This window comes from Ottowia thiooxydans DSM 14619 (genome assembly GCF_000422885.1).
Classification (GTDB): domain Bacteria; phylum Pseudomonadota; class Gammaproteobacteria; order Burkholderiales; family Burkholderiaceae_C; genus Ottowia; species Ottowia thiooxydans.
Window position 1 is genome coordinate 1 of sequence record NZ_AUGX01000065.1, and the last position, 14,804, is coordinate 14,804.

The 14,804-nt window shown below is 58.6% G+C and carries 14 protein-coding genes and 2 pseudogenes; 7 read left to right on the forward strand and 9 right to left on the reverse strand.

Going from position 1 to position 14,804, the window contains the following annotated elements; translation table 11 throughout:
• Window positions 1–585: 585 nt before the first annotated feature.
• Window positions 586–1,125, forward strand: coding sequence for a GNAT family N-acetyltransferase (locus tag G518_RS0125510; RefSeq protein WP_211231767.1), 540 nt, complete (start codon window positions 586–588; stop codon window positions 1,123–1,125).
• 52 nt (window positions 1,126–1,177) lie between these two features.
• Here G518_RS0125510 and G518_RS0125515 read toward each other — a convergent pair whose 3' ends face one another.
• A complete protein-coding gene (locus G518_RS0125515; RefSeq protein WP_084652285.1) occupies window positions 1,178–1,639 on the reverse strand; it encodes an acyl-CoA thioesterase in 462 nt (153 codons plus the stop codon).
• A 41-nt stretch (window positions 1,640–1,680) separates the two neighbouring features.
• Between G518_RS0125515 and G518_RS0125520 the strand changes: the two genes are divergently transcribed.
• From G518_RS0125520 to G518_RS0125545, 5 genes are all read left to right on the forward strand, one after another.
• Window positions 1,681–3,558: an ABCB family ABC transporter ATP-binding protein/permease gene (locus G518_RS0125520; RefSeq protein WP_028604912.1), complete on the forward strand. Its 1,878-nt coding sequence runs from the start codon at window positions 1,681–1,683 to the stop codon at window positions 3,556–3,558.
• Window positions 3,559–3,745: 187 nt separating this feature from the next.
• On the forward strand, window positions 3,746–4,654 hold the full coding sequence (locus G518_RS0125530) for a transporter substrate-binding domain-containing protein (RefSeq protein ID WP_028604913.1): 909 nt from the start codon (window positions 3,746–3,748) through the stop codon (window positions 4,652–4,654).
• A gap of 155 nt (window positions 4,655–4,809) precedes the next feature.
• Window positions 4,810–5,565, forward strand: a complete 756-nt coding sequence (locus G518_RS0125535; protein WP_028604914.1) for an amino acid ABC transporter permease — start codon at window positions 4,810–4,812, stop codon at window positions 5,563–5,565.
• Between the two features lie 2 nt (window positions 5,566–5,567).
• Window positions 5,568–6,233 carry an amino acid ABC transporter permease gene (locus G518_RS0125540; RefSeq protein WP_036596150.1) on the forward strand — a complete coding sequence of 222 codons (666 nt, stop codon included), beginning with the start codon at window positions 5,568–5,570 and terminating at the stop codon, window positions 6,231–6,233.
• Between the two features lie 30 nt (window positions 6,234–6,263).
• Window positions 6,264–7,001 carry an amino acid ABC transporter ATP-binding protein gene (locus G518_RS0125545; RefSeq protein ID WP_028604916.1) on the forward strand — a complete coding sequence of 246 codons (738 nt, stop codon included), beginning with the start codon at window positions 6,264–6,266 and terminating at the stop codon, window positions 6,999–7,001.
• Window positions 7,002–7,166: 165 nt separating this feature from the next.
• On the opposite strand, the gene G518_RS0125550 is transcribed toward G518_RS0125545, so the two are convergent.
• From G518_RS0125550 to G518_RS36975, 7 genes and pseudogenes are all read right to left on the reverse strand, one after another.
• Window positions 7,167–8,306, reverse strand: coding sequence for a helix-turn-helix transcriptional regulator (locus G518_RS0125550; RefSeq protein WP_169458007.1), 1,140 nt, complete (start codon window positions 8,304–8,306; stop codon window positions 7,167–7,169).
• Between the two features lie 102 nt (window positions 8,307–8,408).
• Window positions 8,409–9,059: an IPTL-CTERM sorting domain-containing protein gene (locus G518_RS0125555; protein ID WP_028604918.1), complete on the reverse strand. Its 651-nt coding sequence runs from the start codon at window positions 9,057–9,059 to the stop codon at window positions 8,409–8,411.
• Between the two features lie 69 nt (window positions 9,060–9,128).
• A pseudogene (locus G518_RS41575) lies at window positions 9,129–9,230 on the reverse strand (delta-60 repeat domain-containing protein); the annotation flags it as partial.
• 340 nt (window positions 9,231–9,570) lie between these two features.
• A complete protein-coding gene (locus G518_RS0125560) occupies window positions 9,571–9,795 on the reverse strand; it encodes a hypothetical protein (RefSeq protein ID WP_028604919.1) in 225 nt (74 codons plus the stop codon).
• A gap of 113 nt (window positions 9,796–9,908) precedes the next feature.
• The gene (locus G518_RS0125565; protein WP_028604920.1) at window positions 9,909–10,949 is read right to left on the reverse strand and encodes a DctP family TRAP transporter solute-binding subunit; all 1,041 of its coding nucleotides are present in this window, start codon (window positions 10,947–10,949) and stop codon (window positions 9,909–9,911) included.
• 126 nt (window positions 10,950–11,075) lie between these two features.
• Window positions 11,076–12,374 (reverse strand): TRAP transporter large permease, encoded by a 1,299-nt coding sequence (locus G518_RS0125570; protein WP_028604921.1) that lies wholly within the window; start codon window positions 12,372–12,374, stop codon window positions 11,076–11,078.
• Complete coding sequence (locus G518_RS36975) at window positions 12,371–12,952, reverse strand: TRAP transporter small permease subunit (protein ID WP_084652286.1); 582 nt, start codon at window positions 12,950–12,952, stop codon at window positions 12,371–12,373. The genes G518_RS0125570 and G518_RS36975 overlap by 4 nt, the downstream gene beginning before the upstream one ends.
• A 641-nt stretch (window positions 12,953–13,593) precedes the next feature.
• Here G518_RS36975 and rnk point away from each other — a divergent pair.
• On the forward strand, window positions 13,594–14,019 hold the full coding sequence (gene rnk / locus G518_RS0125585) for a nucleoside diphosphate kinase regulator (RefSeq protein WP_028604923.1): 426 nt from the start codon (window positions 13,594–13,596) through the stop codon (window positions 14,017–14,019).
• A gap of 553 nt (window positions 14,020–14,572) precedes the next feature.
• Here rnk and G518_RS0125590 read toward each other — a convergent pair.
• Window positions 14,573–14,804: pseudogene (locus G518_RS0125590) on the reverse strand (IS5-like element ISCARN85 family transposase); the annotation flags it as partial.

Sequence of the window (14,804 nt, forward strand, 5' to 3'; positions counted from 1 at the left end):
CTTCTCTCGCTTCGAGAAACTCGACATGATGTTCATCGGTTTCATCACCTTCGCACTGATCGTCGATGGACTTCGTTTGTGTTAACACGCCCTAGCTTGCGGCAGCTGTTTGAACGTAGTGAGCGAAGCGAAAGAAGTGAGTTCTGCCGCACCGCCCATTGACCGAGCACCGGAGGGTGCCCGGAGCGCAGCGCAGGGACACGGACGTGGGGTCGCATTTCTTTGGTTACTTGCTTTGTGCGAGCAAAGAAAGGGACTGCGCCGCCGGGCGCAATCCCGGCCTCCGACCTAAAAAACAGAGCAGAAGCCCATTAGTCACCGCAGCGCATAAATCAACCGCCGCTTGCCCTCACCCCTACCCTCTCCCAGGGGGAGAGGGAGTTAAAACCGCCGCCATCCCCAGGGGGAGAGGAAGTTAAAACCTGCAGCCCGCATGCGGGCCTGGCGCGAAGGCCAATGGCGCCCGCATGAGCACCACGTATCATTCTCAAGTCAAGTAGTTCTGCCTGCCTCACCTACCCCGGTATGACGGCGCCCGGCTTAGGTTTAGATCGGCATTCACGTAAATCGCAAAAAGGTCTCTAGATGCGTTCGCTGTCTGAAGTGAAATTCGTAGCCTGTACTCACGACGAGCATGCACAGGAGATCCTCAGCATCTTTAACGAAGCGATTGCCAACTCAACTGCACTGTACGACTACCACCCTCGCACGTCGCAAAACATGGAGGGATGGTTTGCAGCGAAAGCTGCCGGGGGATTTCCGGTCATTGGTGCGGTGGATGAAGACGGAGTTCTTCTGGGCTTCGCCAGTTATGGCACCTTTCGCGCTTGGCCAGCGTACAAATACTCGGTTGAGCATTCGGTCTATGTCCACAAGGATCATCGAGGCCAGGGCTTGGGGCCTGTGCTGATGGAGAAACTCATCGAAGCCGCTCGCGCACAGCAACTGCACGTGATGATTGGCGTCATCGATGCGGCCAACAAAGGCAGCATTGCCTTGCACGAACGCTTAAGCTTCGCTCATGCAGGTACCGTGCGGCAAGCGGGCTTCAAATTCGGGCAGTGGCTGGATGTGGCGTTCTATCAATTGATTCTGGAAACGCCGACTCACCCGGTTGATGGGTGAGCGGTAGAGCACAATAAAACTCCCACGCAGCCACCCAACTCCGGCTCCAAAATCAAAGGTTGCTCACTGGCACGGCCCGAGGCTTGCCTTGGTCATCGATCGCCACATAGGTGAGCTGCGCTTCGGTGACTTTGATGTATCTCCCCTGGTTGTTGAAGCGTTCTGCATACACTCCTACGTTGACCGTCATGGAAGTGCGGCCGATGCGCTCCATCTTCGCGAGGAATGAAAGAATGTCACCCACCCGAACCGGCTGCTTGAAGATGAACTGGTTCACGGCCACGGTGGCCATGCGCCCTTGGGCATAGCGAGCTGGCAGGACCGAGCCCGCGAGATCAACCTGGGCCATCACCCAACCGCCGAAAATGTCTCCGTTGGCGTTGGCGTCTCCCGGCAGGGGGATGACCTTCAACACCAGGACGTGGTCGCTGGGGAGTTGCACTGCCTCGCCCTGCACAGGCTCGGTATTGGGCGGACGCAGAAGCGTGGTGGTCGGGCTTGTGATGTGAGACATGGACACCATCTAGAAAACAAAACGAAAGGCGATTTTCCAACATGCGCGGAGGCGGCGAGCAAATTTCTCATCGCGGGGCAGAAGAACCAACGAAGGGCGGCGGCAAGCCGAAGTCCGATTGGAGCACGCTGGCTCGGCTTTTTCCTTATTTGTGGGAGTACAAATGGCGCGTGGGCGCCGCTTTTCTGTTCGTGATCGGGGCCAAGGTCGCCAACGTGGGCGTACCGGTTCTTCTCAAGACCCTGGTCGACAGCATGACCATCAAGCCTGGCGATCCGGCTGCCGTGCTGGTGGTTCCTGCGGGGCTGCTGCTGGCCTACGGTGGCCTGCGTCTGCTCACCTCGTTTTTCACCGAATTGCGAGAGCTGGTATTTTCCAAGGCCACTCAAGGTGCCTCGCGGCAGATTGCGCTGCAGACTTTCGAGCATCTGCACGCCTTGAGCTTGCGCTTTCATCTGGAGCGCCAGACCGGTGGCATGACGCGGGATATCGAGCGTGGCGTGCGCGGTATCGAATCCCTAATCTCCTACACGCTGTATTCCATCTTGCCCACTCTGGTGGAAGTGAGCATGGTGCTGATCATCCTCGCGGTCAAGTTCGATCCATGGTTTGCATGGATCACGCTGGCGGCTCTGGGGGTCTACATTGTCTTCACTGTGACCGTGACCGAGTGGCGCTCCCAGTTCCGGCGCCTGGCCAACGAGTCTGATTCAGCAGCGCACAGCAAAGCCATCGATTCGCTGCTGAACTACGAGACCGTCAAATACTTCAACAACGAGAACTTCGAAGCGCGGCGCTACGACGAGAGCCTGCAGAAGTTGCGCAGTGCGCGGCTGAAAAGCCAGAGTACCCTCTCTCTGCTTAACACCGGCCAGCAGATCATCATCGCAGTCGGTCTGATCGCCATGCTGTGGCGGGCGACTCAGGGCGTGGTCGACGGTAAGCTCACCCTGGGCGATCTTGTGATGGTCAACGCCTTCATGATTCAGCTCTACATTCCGCTTAACTTCCTGGGTGTGATCTACCGCGAGATCAAGCAGAACCTGACCGATCTGGAGAAAATGTTCACTTTGATGGATCGCGAGCGCGAAGTGGCGGACGCACCGGGTGCGCAAGACCTGAGGACCCATGGGCCGGTGGATGTCCGGTTCGAACACGTCGATTTCGCCTACGAACCCGCCAGGCCCATCCTGCACGACTTGAGCTTCGAGATTCCCGCGGGCAAGACAGTGGCTGTTGTGGGACCCTCCGGCTCTGGCAAATCGACTTTGGCGCGGCTGCTCTACCGTTTCTACGATGTAGACCGCCCGGCGGGCTTCGGATCGGATGGCATGCAGGCTGGCGGCCGTATCTTGATTGCGGGCCAGGATATTCGCAGCGTGACACAGGGCAGCGTGCGCCGATCCATCGGTATCGTGCCGCAAGACACCGTGCTGTTCAACGACACCATTGCCTACAACATCCGCTACGGCCAACCCCAGGCCAGCGACGCACAGGTGGAGCAGGCCTCGCGCGCGGCTCACATCCACGACTTCATCGTCAGCAGCCCCAAGGGCTACCAGACCATGGTGGGCGAGCGCGGACTCAAACTGAGTGGCGGTGAGAAGCAACGCGTAGCGATTGCCCGGACCTTGCTGAAAGATCCTCCGATCCTGATTTTTGATGAAGCCACCAGCGCGCTCGATTCCCACAACGAACGTGCGATCCAGGCGGAGATCCAAAACGCCGCGCGTGGCAAGACCACACTGGTGATCGCGCACCGCCTTTCAACCGTGGTTGAAGCCCACCAGATTCTGGTCATGGAGCACGGGCGAATCATCGAGCGCGGCACGCACATTCAGTTGCTGGCTGCTCGCGGGCGCTACGCCGATATGTGGGCCTTGCAGCAAAACGCCGAACGGTCGCAAGACAAACTTTGATGAAGATCTGAGCTGGCACGAAACTTGATACCAAAAGCTAGGGTAAACACAGTGTCTTGAGGTCAACTTTTTGGCGAATTTTCGGCTCACGTGTACGGAATAGGGGTTAACGTGTAGCGCTCAGTTCGTAGAATTGCGTTTTCAAGGCGTCAGCCATTTCTTTAACTTTTTTCAAAGGATCATCCGCATGAAAAAACATCTTCTCGCTTTGGTAGCGCTCTCTCTGATCGCTGGTGGCGCTGTGGCGCAATCAGTGGATACGCTGGCCAAAATCAAAGCCCGCGGAGCCGTAAACCTGGGCGTGCGTGATTCTTCTGGTTTGGCCTTCACCTTGGGTGGCGGAAAGTACGTTGGCTTCCACACCGAGATGGCTGAACGTATCATTGGTGACTTGGGCAAGCAGCTCGGCACAACCCTGAAGATCAACTATCAGCTCATCACGTCACAAAACCGTGTGCCTTTGGTACAAAACGGCACCATTGACTTCGAATGCGGTTCCACCACCAACAACGCCGCGCGTCAGAAAGATGCCGGTTTCGCCGTCACCACTTTCGTCGATGAGGTCCGCATCGCCACCAAGGCCAATTCCGGCATCAAGTCCGTCGCGGACCTGAATGGCAAGACCCTTGTCACCACCACCGGCACTACTTCCGTGCAGCATCTGCGGCGTCACGAGCGTGGTGCTAATGTTGACTTCAAGGTGGTGCAGGGCAAGGACCACGCAGACAGCTTTCTGCTGCTGGAGTCCGGCCGCGCTGATGCGTTCGTGATGGATGGCTCCATTCTGGCCGCCAATATCTCCAAGGCGCGCAACCCCAAGGATTTCGCGATCGTGGGTGAAGCCATCTCCTTCGAGCCTATTGCATGCATGCTCAACAAGGATGACGCCAAGCTCAAGCAGGCGCTCGACAATTCGATCAAGCGCCAGATCAAGGACGGCTCGCTCGCCAAGCTCTACGACAAGTGGTTCTTGCAGCCGATCCCGCCCACCAATACAGCCTTGAACATGCCGCTGAACGAAAGTACCAAGCAGGCTTGGGCTCAACCGAATGATAAGCCCGCAGAAGCTTATGGTTCGAAGCTCTTAGCCAAATAAGCAGAAGTCCGCTTGTGACAAAAAAAGCCCGTAATCTGCATGCTGCGGGCTTTTTTTCTTGAACAAGCGGCGTACGATGAGTGCATAGACGGATTGCCCAGTTGGCCTTAGCCGCATGGGCGCCATTCGGTGTGAAGATAATAGGCTGAGGGGGAATCGCGATGGATTGGAAGGTATTCTGTCAGGATACGCTGAGCGGCGATGTGGTTGCCGGGTGCTTTGGCACCGGACGCGATCCAACCTATCTCAACTGGATGTTTTCTGCTTGGGGCTGGACGATAGGGGTGTCGTTGACGGCCCTGGTTATCGCGCTGCTAGTGGGTTCCATCATTGGTGTCATTCGAACGCTTCCAGATAACCCCTGGTTGGTGCGCTTTGGCAATGCATGGGTGGAGCTGTTTCGAAACATCCCGCTTCTGGTGCAGGTTTTTCTTTGGTATCACGTCGTTCCGGCGTTGATTCCTGCAATGAGAGATTTTCCGCCCTTCATCCTGGTGGTGTTGGCGCTGGGGCTCTTTACTTCGGCGCGTATTGCCGAGCAAGTGCGCTCAGGTATTCAGGCCTTACCCAAAGGGCAGCGTTATGCCGGTATGGCGATGGGTTTCACCACGCCGCAGTACTACCGGTATGTGATCCTGCCCATGGCTTACCGCATCATCATTCCTCCGCTTACCAGCGAGTCGATGAACATCTTCAAGAACTCCGCAGTGGCCTTTGCGGTGTCCGTTCCTGAACTGACACAATTTGCGTTGCAAGCCGGTGAAGAAACCTCGCGTCCGATCGAGATCTATCTGGGAGTCACCGTGCTCTACGTCATCTCGGCGATGATCATCAACCGCATCATGGCCTACGTGGAAAAACGAGCAAGAGTTCCCGGCTTTGTGGCTGCCGGTACGGGTGGGGGGCACTGAGCATGAATCTCGATTTCTCCATCTTCAATTGGGATTTAGTCCAGAACTTCATCCTGAAGGGGCTGTATTTCAGCTTCATCCTGACCATCGTGGCCACGCTCGGCGGTATCTTTTTTGGCACTATCCTGGCGTTGATGCGTCTGTCTGGCAAGAAATGGCTGGATGTTCCAGCGGCCATCTACGTCAACGGCATGCGCTCCGTCCCGCTGGTGATGGTCATCTTGTGGTTCTTCTTGCTGGTGCCCTTCATGATCGGCAGGCCTATTGGCGCTGAATACTCTGCTGTCATCACTTTCGTGGCTTTCGAAGCGGCGTACTTCAGCGAGATCATGCGGGCGGGCATTCAGTCCATTCCCCGTGGGCAAGTGTTCGCCGGCCAAGCTATGGGCATGACCTACGGTCAGAACATGAAGCTGGTGATCTTGCCTCAGGCTTTCCGCAACATGCTTCCGGTGCTGCTCACCCAGACCATCATCTTGTTTCAAGATACGTCGCTGGTCTATGCCATCGGTGCCTACGATCTGCTTAAAGGCTTCGAGACTGCGGGTAAAAACCTGGGACGCCCCGTGGAGATGTACCTGCTGGCGGCCGTGCTTTACTTCATTCTCTGCTATGCGCTGTCCTGGTTGGTCAAGCGTTTGCACAAGAAAATTGCCATCATTCGCTGACCGGAAAGAGAGATTCAAATGTCTGATTACATGATCCAGGTAAAGAACGTCTCCAAGTGGTATGGCCCCGTGCAGGTGCTCAATGAGTGCGCGGTCAATATCTCCAAAGGTGATGTCGTGGTGGTCTGCGGCCCGTCGGGCTCGGGCAAGTCCACTCTGATCAAGACCGTCAATGGCTTGGAGCCCATTCAAAAGGGCGACATCATCGTCAATGGCACATCGCTGACAGATCCCAAGACCGACCTTCCCAAGCTTCGCAGCAAGGTAGGCATGGTGTTCCAGCACTTTGAGCTGTTTCCACACCTGTCTGTCACGGAAAACCTCACCATTGCGCAGATCAAGGTGCTGGGCCGCAAGCCTGATGAAGCCAAGGTCCGCGGTCTCAAAATGCTTGACCGGGTGGGCCTGATGGCCCACAAGGACAAATTTCCCGGCCAATTGTCCGGTGGCCAGCAGCAGCGGGTGGCGATTGCGCGCGCCCTCTCCATGGACCCTGGAGTGATGCTGTTTGATGAGCCCACTTCAGCGCTTGACCCTGAGATGGTTGGCGAGGTGCTCGATGTAATGGTTGGGTTGGCTAACGAGGGCATGACCATGATGGTGGTCACGCACGAGATGGGCTTTGCACGCAAGGTGGCCAACCGCGTGATCTTCATTGACGTCGGCGGCAAGATCCTTGAAGACTGCTCCAAGGATGAGTTCTTCAATCATCCGGAAAACCGCCAGCCTCGTACGAAGGATTTCCTCAGCAAAATCCTAGCGCATTGAACCCCCTGAGGCGCTTGCGCGCCATCCCCCATGGGGGACGCCGCCAGCGGCCTAGCAAAGCCAGCTCCGCGGCAGCCCCGAGGGGCGGCCGGCTTCGCGGCCTTTTGGGGCTTCTCTCCCTTGCCTCAGGGGAGAGGCGAGCGGGGCCCAGGCGATGCTGTTTCTCTAGGGCGATCGTACCTGCGGCACGCTACCTAGCAGTCGGATCAGATCCTGCTGGCGTGTAGAGCCGGTTTTGGCGAAGATCGAGGAGAGTTGAGAGCGTACGGTGCTGATTTTTACGCCCAGCTCTGAGGCGATTTCAGTGGGCGCGTAACCTCGTAGTAGCAGGGGGAGCAGGCGGGCTTCTGCGGGGCTCAGGCCGAATATGCGCATGACGAAATCGGATACCGCTGGAGGCGCTTCGGTGTGTCTTGCCAGGAGAAGCATGCACGCCCCTGGCTGGACCTTCCCAGCTTCCAGCCCGGATGGATCTTCGACAGGCAGCGCGAGTGCCATCAGCTTGGGGTTCGTATGACCAAAGGCCGTGCCACCGCCCTGTCCACGGGCACATGCATGCACCAACTGGCCTAGTGGTTCGTGCGAGCCTACACGTTCCGGCAAGCTACCCAGCCAACGCGCGGACGTTGGATCTGCCAACATGGCTCGTATTCCCTGGTTGGCATAGAGCACCCTGGCAGCCGGGTCCAGCATGACGACGCCGAAGTCCAGTGCATCCAGAAAGCGGTGTAGCAATGTCACCTGCTCCTGCAGGCGGCGCGTTGTCCAGTGCAAGTCGAAAGCACGCACCACATGCGGGAAGATCCAACGCATGATGGCCAGATCGTTTTCGTCGAAATTGGGTTGATCAGGCCGCCGGAAAAAACTCAGGTGAGAGGGGGGTGCCAGCCCAGGCACACTGCCGTCCGAGACAGCCGAAACCAGCAGGTACTCGGTCGAAAGTGGGGCCAAATATTCTTGATAGAAGCGGCTTTGGCGAAACACCGGCAAGGGCACGATGTCACTGCCCCGGGCGATATTGCCCTGAACGAATAGACCGTCAGCCGTTCCCTGCTGAAGCCAGACGTCGTGCTGCCACCAATACTCGGAATAGGCGCGGGCGGCCTCGTCCGAGTGGTTCCAGGCGGCATAAAAACTCTGATCGCGCTGGCCCTGACCAGCTGCGACCAGCATGGAAAAGCTGGCGTCAAAGAGTTCGGCTAGTACGCGCAGCGCCTCTGGCCAGGCGTCGTCCTTGCCTACGGCGCCATAAAGCGCATGCTGCACTCGGCTCTGTACTGCCAGCGAAAGTTTGGCTTCTTCCACTAAATCCCCTTGTTGGAGCCCCATTGTTGGCACAGCTTCGGCGTGCTGGCAAGCGAGAGGTTTCCGCTAAAACGGACTGTAGTGTAGGTTCCTGATGCTGGCTTAGTGCGGGGACGTCCGCCTCAGGGTGCCGAGCCCGATGGCGGCGCAACCCAGGCACAGGATCACCATGCCCCACTCGGAGAGTGTGGGCACTGTTGTGACGCTTGCTGAAGGACTCGGCGTGGGCCCTTGCGCAGCGGGTGTGGCCTCGATGGCGGCTGAAGCTGGCCCAGACCCGCGCACGTTGACCGCGCGGGCGGCGCAATCGAAGGGTGCACCATTGGTCAGGCCGCTTACAAGCACGGGGCTCGCCGCGTTGACCACGCTGACAGCGGACCCCGGGCCATTGGGGGTGCAGGTCACGTCATAGCCCGTGATGGGGCTATCGCCAAAGTTTGCGGACGGGGTGATGGTCAGCACGATCTGAGAATTCCCGGGCACTGCCTGGGTAATCTGGGGGGCCTGTGGTGTTCCATTCGTCTCGATGATAAGAGCCAACCCGTTTCTCTGCGCCTGGTCAACACGCGCGAACCATCCACCCACCATCACGGAAGATGAGGAGATCGGAAAAGCATCGTATGCCACATAGCCTGCATGCGAAACACTGAGGTTGTTGAAACTGGCGTCCACATCATTCGTGGAAAGATCAAGCCGCGCCAGGCGCTCATGAGGAGCGCCGCCGAATTGGTCTAAAGTGCCAGCCAACAACACGGTGGTGGCGGTCTGCGGGCGCAGCCGGTAGATCGACGAATTGGTGTCTACGGCAAGGCTGGGATCGAGAGCGCCGGTGGGCTCAAGGCGGGCCAGCCCGCTGCGGACCTGTCCTCCTACCGAGTCCAGCAGGCCACCGATCAGAATTTTGCCATCCGCTTGCAGGTGCAGGGCTAAGCGCGGGAAGGACTAACCGCACGATGCCCCGGTGTACGGTGCCCCCGCTGGTCAGCGAACGTTCACCGACCAGCAGGCCCGTCCCAGCTTGATCGTAGGCCATGATGGAAGTCTCCCCACGGGTGCTATCCCATGGGTCGACACTCCACGCCGCATGCAACGGCCCCGCTACGACAGCGCTTAAGGAGAATAAGAGAATTTGTAAGAGTCGCAAAACAGCTGCGGACACTGTATTTCCCTATGACTGAAGACATCCAGCTCTATTGTGGAAAACGGTGTCGGGAAATGCATCCTTCAAATGACGGAGCGGCTCAATGGTTTTGGCCTCTTGTCACTACGGACGAGCCTGACCCGGAACTTCGGAAAAGGCAAGCGGAACCCTGGTAAGCGGTTCGTGCCGCGCGGTTTCCTCTGATAGCAGCCGCTCGATCATGTGCTGCCGAGAACCCACTTGCGGGCGGTCTACAAGCTCCCGGTTGTAGGTCTTGAACGTGCGTACATTGATCTTCAGCGCTTGCGCCAATTCGGTCGGATTGGCACTGCGTGTTCCCGCGACCACGATGAGTTTTTCCTGCGGGCTGAGCGGTCAGCGTGCCACACGCCGGGCCACCGCGATGCGCGACGAAATGGTTGTCTGCATGGGTTCGTACCCCCATGCAGACGCATGCCAGCTTACTTCTTACGGGCCGCGATGGCTTTCTCAGCCGCGCCCACCAGGTCGGCACCGATCTGGCCTTTCCATTTGGCGTAAGTGGGTTGAGTCGCCTTCACGAACGCATCACGTTCAGCGGCGGACAGGCGGGTCACTGTGACGCCTGCGCCCTCAATCTCTTTGAGCAAGGGTTGGCCGGGTTCGACCATGCCCTTGCGAGCCAAGGCGAGCTGCTCTTTTCCGGCTTCGAGCGCGGCTTGGCGAACGGCCTCACGGTCAGCAGGAGTCCAGGAATTCCACACTTCCTTGTTGACCACGAAGATTAGCGGGTCAGCTACGTAGCCCCACATGGTCAGGTGCTTTTGTCCCACTGTTTGCAGCTTGGAAGCGGTAAAGATGCTCAAGGGGTTTTCCTGACCATCCACCGCTCCGCTGGCCAGAGCAGGCTGCGCGTCAGCCCAGCTCATCTGGGTAGGATTGGCGCCCAGGGCAGTGAACGTTTCCAGGAACAGTGGCGAGCCGACGACGCGAATCTTGAGGCCTTTGAGGTCAGCCGGTGTCTTGATGGCGTGTTTGGAGTTGCTGATTTCGCGGTAGCCGTTCTCTCCCCAAGCCAGTGGCAGCACACCTGCTTTGTCGATCACCTGAAATATGCTTTTACCGACTTCACCTTGCGTGAGGGCATCCACGGCAGCGTAGTCGGGCATCAGGAAGGGCAGTGAGAACAGGTTCAACTGCTTGACCTGTGGAGACCAATTGATGGTGGAGCCAATGGCCATGTCGATCACGCCTTGGCGAAGCGCGGAGAACTCGCGCGTCTGGTCGCCTTGTAGCAGTGATACGCCGGGGTAAAGCTTGATATTGATACGGCCGCTGGTTTTCTCGCGGACCTTGTTGGCCCAGATCTCACCGCCCTTGCCCCAAGGGAATGCGGTGCCAAGAACGAGCGACATTTTGTATTCGCTCTTGTATTGCTGCGCAGCGGCGGGGGCAGACAAGCCGAGGCCTGTGACGGCGGTGGCGACAGTGGCTAGGGCCAGCAGGGTGCGTCGAAGCTTGATCATGGTTTGGGTCTCCTTTAAAAAATTACTCGGAACTTCATCAAAAAAATCTTGGCATCCCACGGTAGGTGGGGATGCTCGATCGAGGGCCGTCTCGGAAGGCCGGCCGGTTAGGCTCTTTCTTTATTAGTATCCCAGCACGCCTGGCAGCCAGAGCGCCAACTGCGGCCAGATGATGACAGCCACCATCACCATGCCCATTGCGAGCAGCATCGGGCCAACCCAGCGCACGGTTTCTTCCATGCGCACATTGGCGATGCGGCAAGACACCATCAGATTCACTGCCAGGGGCGGTGTAAATTGGCCAAGCGCCACTTTCAACGTGAGCAGCACCCCGAACCACACTGGATCCCATTTGTAGTGCTCCACGATGGGCCACAGCAATGGAACAAAAATCAGGAAGATGGAGACTCCGTCCAGGAACATGCCCACCGTGATCAGCAGGAGAATCAGGAGCGTAAGTACCCCGTATTCGCCCAAGCCAGAATTCAGGATGGCTTTGGTGATTGGATCGATGACACCCAGGGTAGACAACGAGTAAGCAAAGATGCCTGCCAGCGAAACCACCAGCAGAATCACGGCCGAAAGCTCGCCTGATTCCTTCAGGATGGGAAACAGATCGCGCACGCCCATGGTGCGGTGGATCACCATGCCCACGAACAGTCCGTAGAAGACCGCAACCACGGCAGCTTCAGTGGGTGTGAACCAGCCGGCGCGCATGCCTCCAAGTATCAGCACGGGGGCCGCCAAGCCCCATACGGCCTCGCGAAGGCTTTTCCAGAACGGGGGGCGCGGCATCGCAGCTTCCAGAACGCCCATGTTGTGCCGTTTGGCAAGCCACACGGCCGGCACGATCAGTGCCAAGCCAGCCAGAATCCCCGGAATCATGCCGGCAGCGAAGAGTGCAGGCACGGAAGCGCCTGGTACCAGGACCGAATACACGATGAACGCCACAGAAGGTGGGATCAGGATGTCAGTAGAAGCTGCCGCTCCCACCACGCTGGCAGAGTAGCTGGCAGGGTAGCCAGCTCGGTTCATGGCCGCGATCATCACGGCGCCTACTGCTGCCGCGTTGGCGGGGCCGGAGCCCGAGATGCCACCAAGAAACATCGCCACGGCAATAGCCACCAGAGGCAGCATGCCCGGCCCACGCCCGACGATGGCCACGGCGAAATTCACAAGCCGCAGGGCCACACCGGAGCGATCGAAGATCGAGCCCACCAGCACGAACATGGGAATGGCAAGCAAGGGGTACTTTCCAAGCCCTGCGTAGAAATTCTGCGGTACGGCCAGCAAGCCAAACCATTGAGCATCGCTATTGGCCAGCGCGATCGCTGCCGCGCCCGCCAGGCCAAGCGCCGCACCAATCGGCACGCCGAGCAGCATCATGGCGATGAAGGCGGCAAAGAGCAGGGTAGCGATCATGGTGCGTGCTCCTCAGCGCGCACTTCTGGCGAGGTAGGCAGCGCGGGGTCATCCGTGGCGGCTACGCCGCCGCGCAGCATCAACCCAATCGCGCGCAAGGTAATGGCAACCGAGATGATGGGCAGCCAGATGGAATACCACCACTGCGGCACCCCAATACCGGGGGAGGTCTCTCCGTATTGGATGTCGTCCCACACCATCCGAACCGAAAGCGCCGCAATCAGCGCAAACAACAGTGCCACCATGGCAGCGCCAAACTTGGCCAGCGCGCGCTGCCGGCTGGCAGGGCCGGAGTCAGCGAAGTATTCAATGCGAATGTGCCGATTGCGTGCCACCGCGGCCGATCCGGCCACCATGGAAAGTACGATCATCAGGAATACCGAGACTTCTTCCGTCCAGGCAAACGAGGCGTTGGTGAAGTAGCGCACCAGCACGTTGGCGAAGGTGATCAACGCCAGGGCGGCCATGATGAAGACGGTGAGCCAATCTTCAATCTTCAGGGGTACTCGGGTCTTGGATGCAGCCTCCACAGGGGTGGCGGCTCCGGAGGTTTCTCCGGGAGAAAGGGGGGAGGTCATGCTGTGATTGTAGAAAAAGCGCTTGGGACCCTCTACAAAATCTCTCGTGGATGCCAACGCCCGGCATCCACGAGAGATTTTGTAGGGGGTCCCCAAAAAAGCGCTTTAAACGCGCCAGAGCGATATTAGAGCCTGTTCCAAGTCTCTGCGCGAGGGCCATTGTGTTCGAAAAGCTGTGGCTCCAAGGGGTGCGCCCATGCGACGAAAAACGCAGGGATACCTCGTAGTATCGCGAGTATTTTCGCGGCCGGCGTAGGCAACGCCGCAGACGCGGTTGTTCGGGCGCCGTGCAACGGGCGCAATGGGACCGCGAGGAGACTTGGAGCAGGCTCTTGGAGCGTGTTTACGGGCTAAAAAACGCTCGGCTGGCCTTTTGCGCTTCCAGCCGCTATCATGGCCCTATGCAATCCCTGAGCGCACTGCCTATGAGCACGGCGGCCATTTCGGCCGGCGTTGCCATTTTGCGCGCGCGCTTTTGCGGTCATCTGCTCAAAGGGGCCTCCATGCCCCGAGGAATGCGCCACTCGGCCGCACCCCTCTGAGCCCGACGATCGCTCCTCTCTCCCTCTTCAGCGCCTCCCCCCAAGATCGTCGGGCTTCGCTCGCCTGCGCTGCTGTTCCACGTCTATAGGAGATTGGCAATGACTTCCAATGTTCAAGTTGTCCGCCGCGTCATGACCGAGCTCGATCATGTGCGCATCTATAACCTTTTGAAGCGCCAGTACGGCAGCGTCAGCGCGCCTCAGGCGGAAGAGCTTGGCGAGGCGATCGACAACGCGGACCTGGTGTGTGCGCAGGAAATCGGGCCTGATATCGTCACCATGTACAGCAAATTGCGTGTATTCGAGGTGGCAACAGGGGAAGAGCGCAGCATCACACTGTGTTATCCGCCCGATGCAGACGCCGCCACAGGCATGATTTCCGTGCTCTCGCCCGTGGGAACGAGCCTGCTTGGCCTGAAAGTGGGCGATGTGGCGCGCTGGCACGTGTCCGATGGCAAGGAATCGGCCCTGGAAGTGCGCGCCATTGAATTTCAGCCGGAGGCTAGTGGGGACTACACCGCATGACATGTGGCTCCCCCTGAAAGGCTTTGTGGCTCCCCCCTGAGTCGCTGACGCGCCTTCCCCCTAGGGGGACGCCACTAGCGGCCTGGAGACATGGCCTCCCCCTGAGGCGCTATGGCGCCATCCCCCTGAGGGGACGCAGCCAGCGGCCTGGCAAAGCCAGCTCCGCGGCTACACCCGCATGGCCTGCTCCGCGGCCTTCTGATCTTGCTCCCTCTCCCGTGCGCGGGAGAGGGTAGGGTGAGGGGACGGCGCATCCATTGCGAATTAGCTCTTTTGGGCGGGCATGATGTCCGAAATAATCCTTCCGTTGTGGACCGAAAAAGGACGTCGGTGATTGAGACGCTAACCCTCACCGGTTGGCCGGCCCCGCCCAACCCTCTCCCGCATGCGGGAGAGGGGGTAAAACGGATCGCTTGCGACTGACAATTGCAGGGCCGAGCGAAGCAATTGCCTGAATCAAGGTTCCCCACCCCTTGAGGCCGTGCCGAGGAGCGCAGGGCAAGGGGCGGGCAAGAGCACTGAAAGATGCTCTTGCTTCGTGAACTAGGGCGTGTTAACACAAACGAAGTCCATCGACGATCAGTGCGAAGGTGATGAAACCGATGAACATCATGTCGAGTTTCTCGAAGCGAGAGAAGATCCGGCGATAGCCTTTGAGGCGGCGAAAGAGGCGTTCGATCTCATTTCGACGTTTGTACATCTGTCGGTCGTACTCCCATGGCGTCATCCGCGTTTGCCTGGGAGGAACGACAGGAATGAAGCCCAGATCGAGTGCCAACTGCCGT

Coding starts and splice junctions, on each gene's coding strand:
- G518_RS0125510 (WP_211231767.1), top strand. CDS start 586: ATGCGTTCGCTGTCTGAAGTGAAATTCGTAGCCTGTACTCACGACGAG.
- G518_RS0125540 (WP_036596150.1), top strand. CDS start 5,568: ATGAATCTCGATTTCTCCATCTTCAATTGGGATTTAGTCCAGAACTTC.
- G518_RS0125515 (WP_084652285.1), bottom strand. CDS start 1,639: ATGTCTCACATCACAAGCCCGACCACCACGCTTCTGCGTCCGCCCAAT.
- G518_RS0125520 (WP_028604912.1), top strand. CDS start 1,681: ATGCGCGGAGGCGGCGAGCAAATTTCTCATCGCGGGGCAGAAGAACCA.
- G518_RS36975 (WP_084652286.1), bottom strand. CDS start 12,952: ATGACCTCCCCCCTTTCTCCCGGAGAAACCTCCGGAGCCGCCACCCCT.
- rnk (WP_028604923.1), top strand. CDS start 13,594: ATGACTTCCAATGTTCAAGTTGTCCGCCGCGTCATGACCGAGCTCGAT.
- G518_RS0125530 (WP_028604913.1), top strand. CDS start 3,746: ATGAAAAAACATCTTCTCGCTTTGGTAGCGCTCTCTCTGATCGCTGGT.
- G518_RS0125545 (WP_028604916.1), top strand. CDS start 6,264: ATGATCCAGGTAAAGAACGTCTCCAAGTGGTATGGCCCCGTGCAGGTG.
- G518_RS0125570 (WP_028604921.1), bottom strand. CDS start 12,374: ATGATCGCTACCCTGCTCTTTGCCGCCTTCATCGCCATGATGCTGCTC.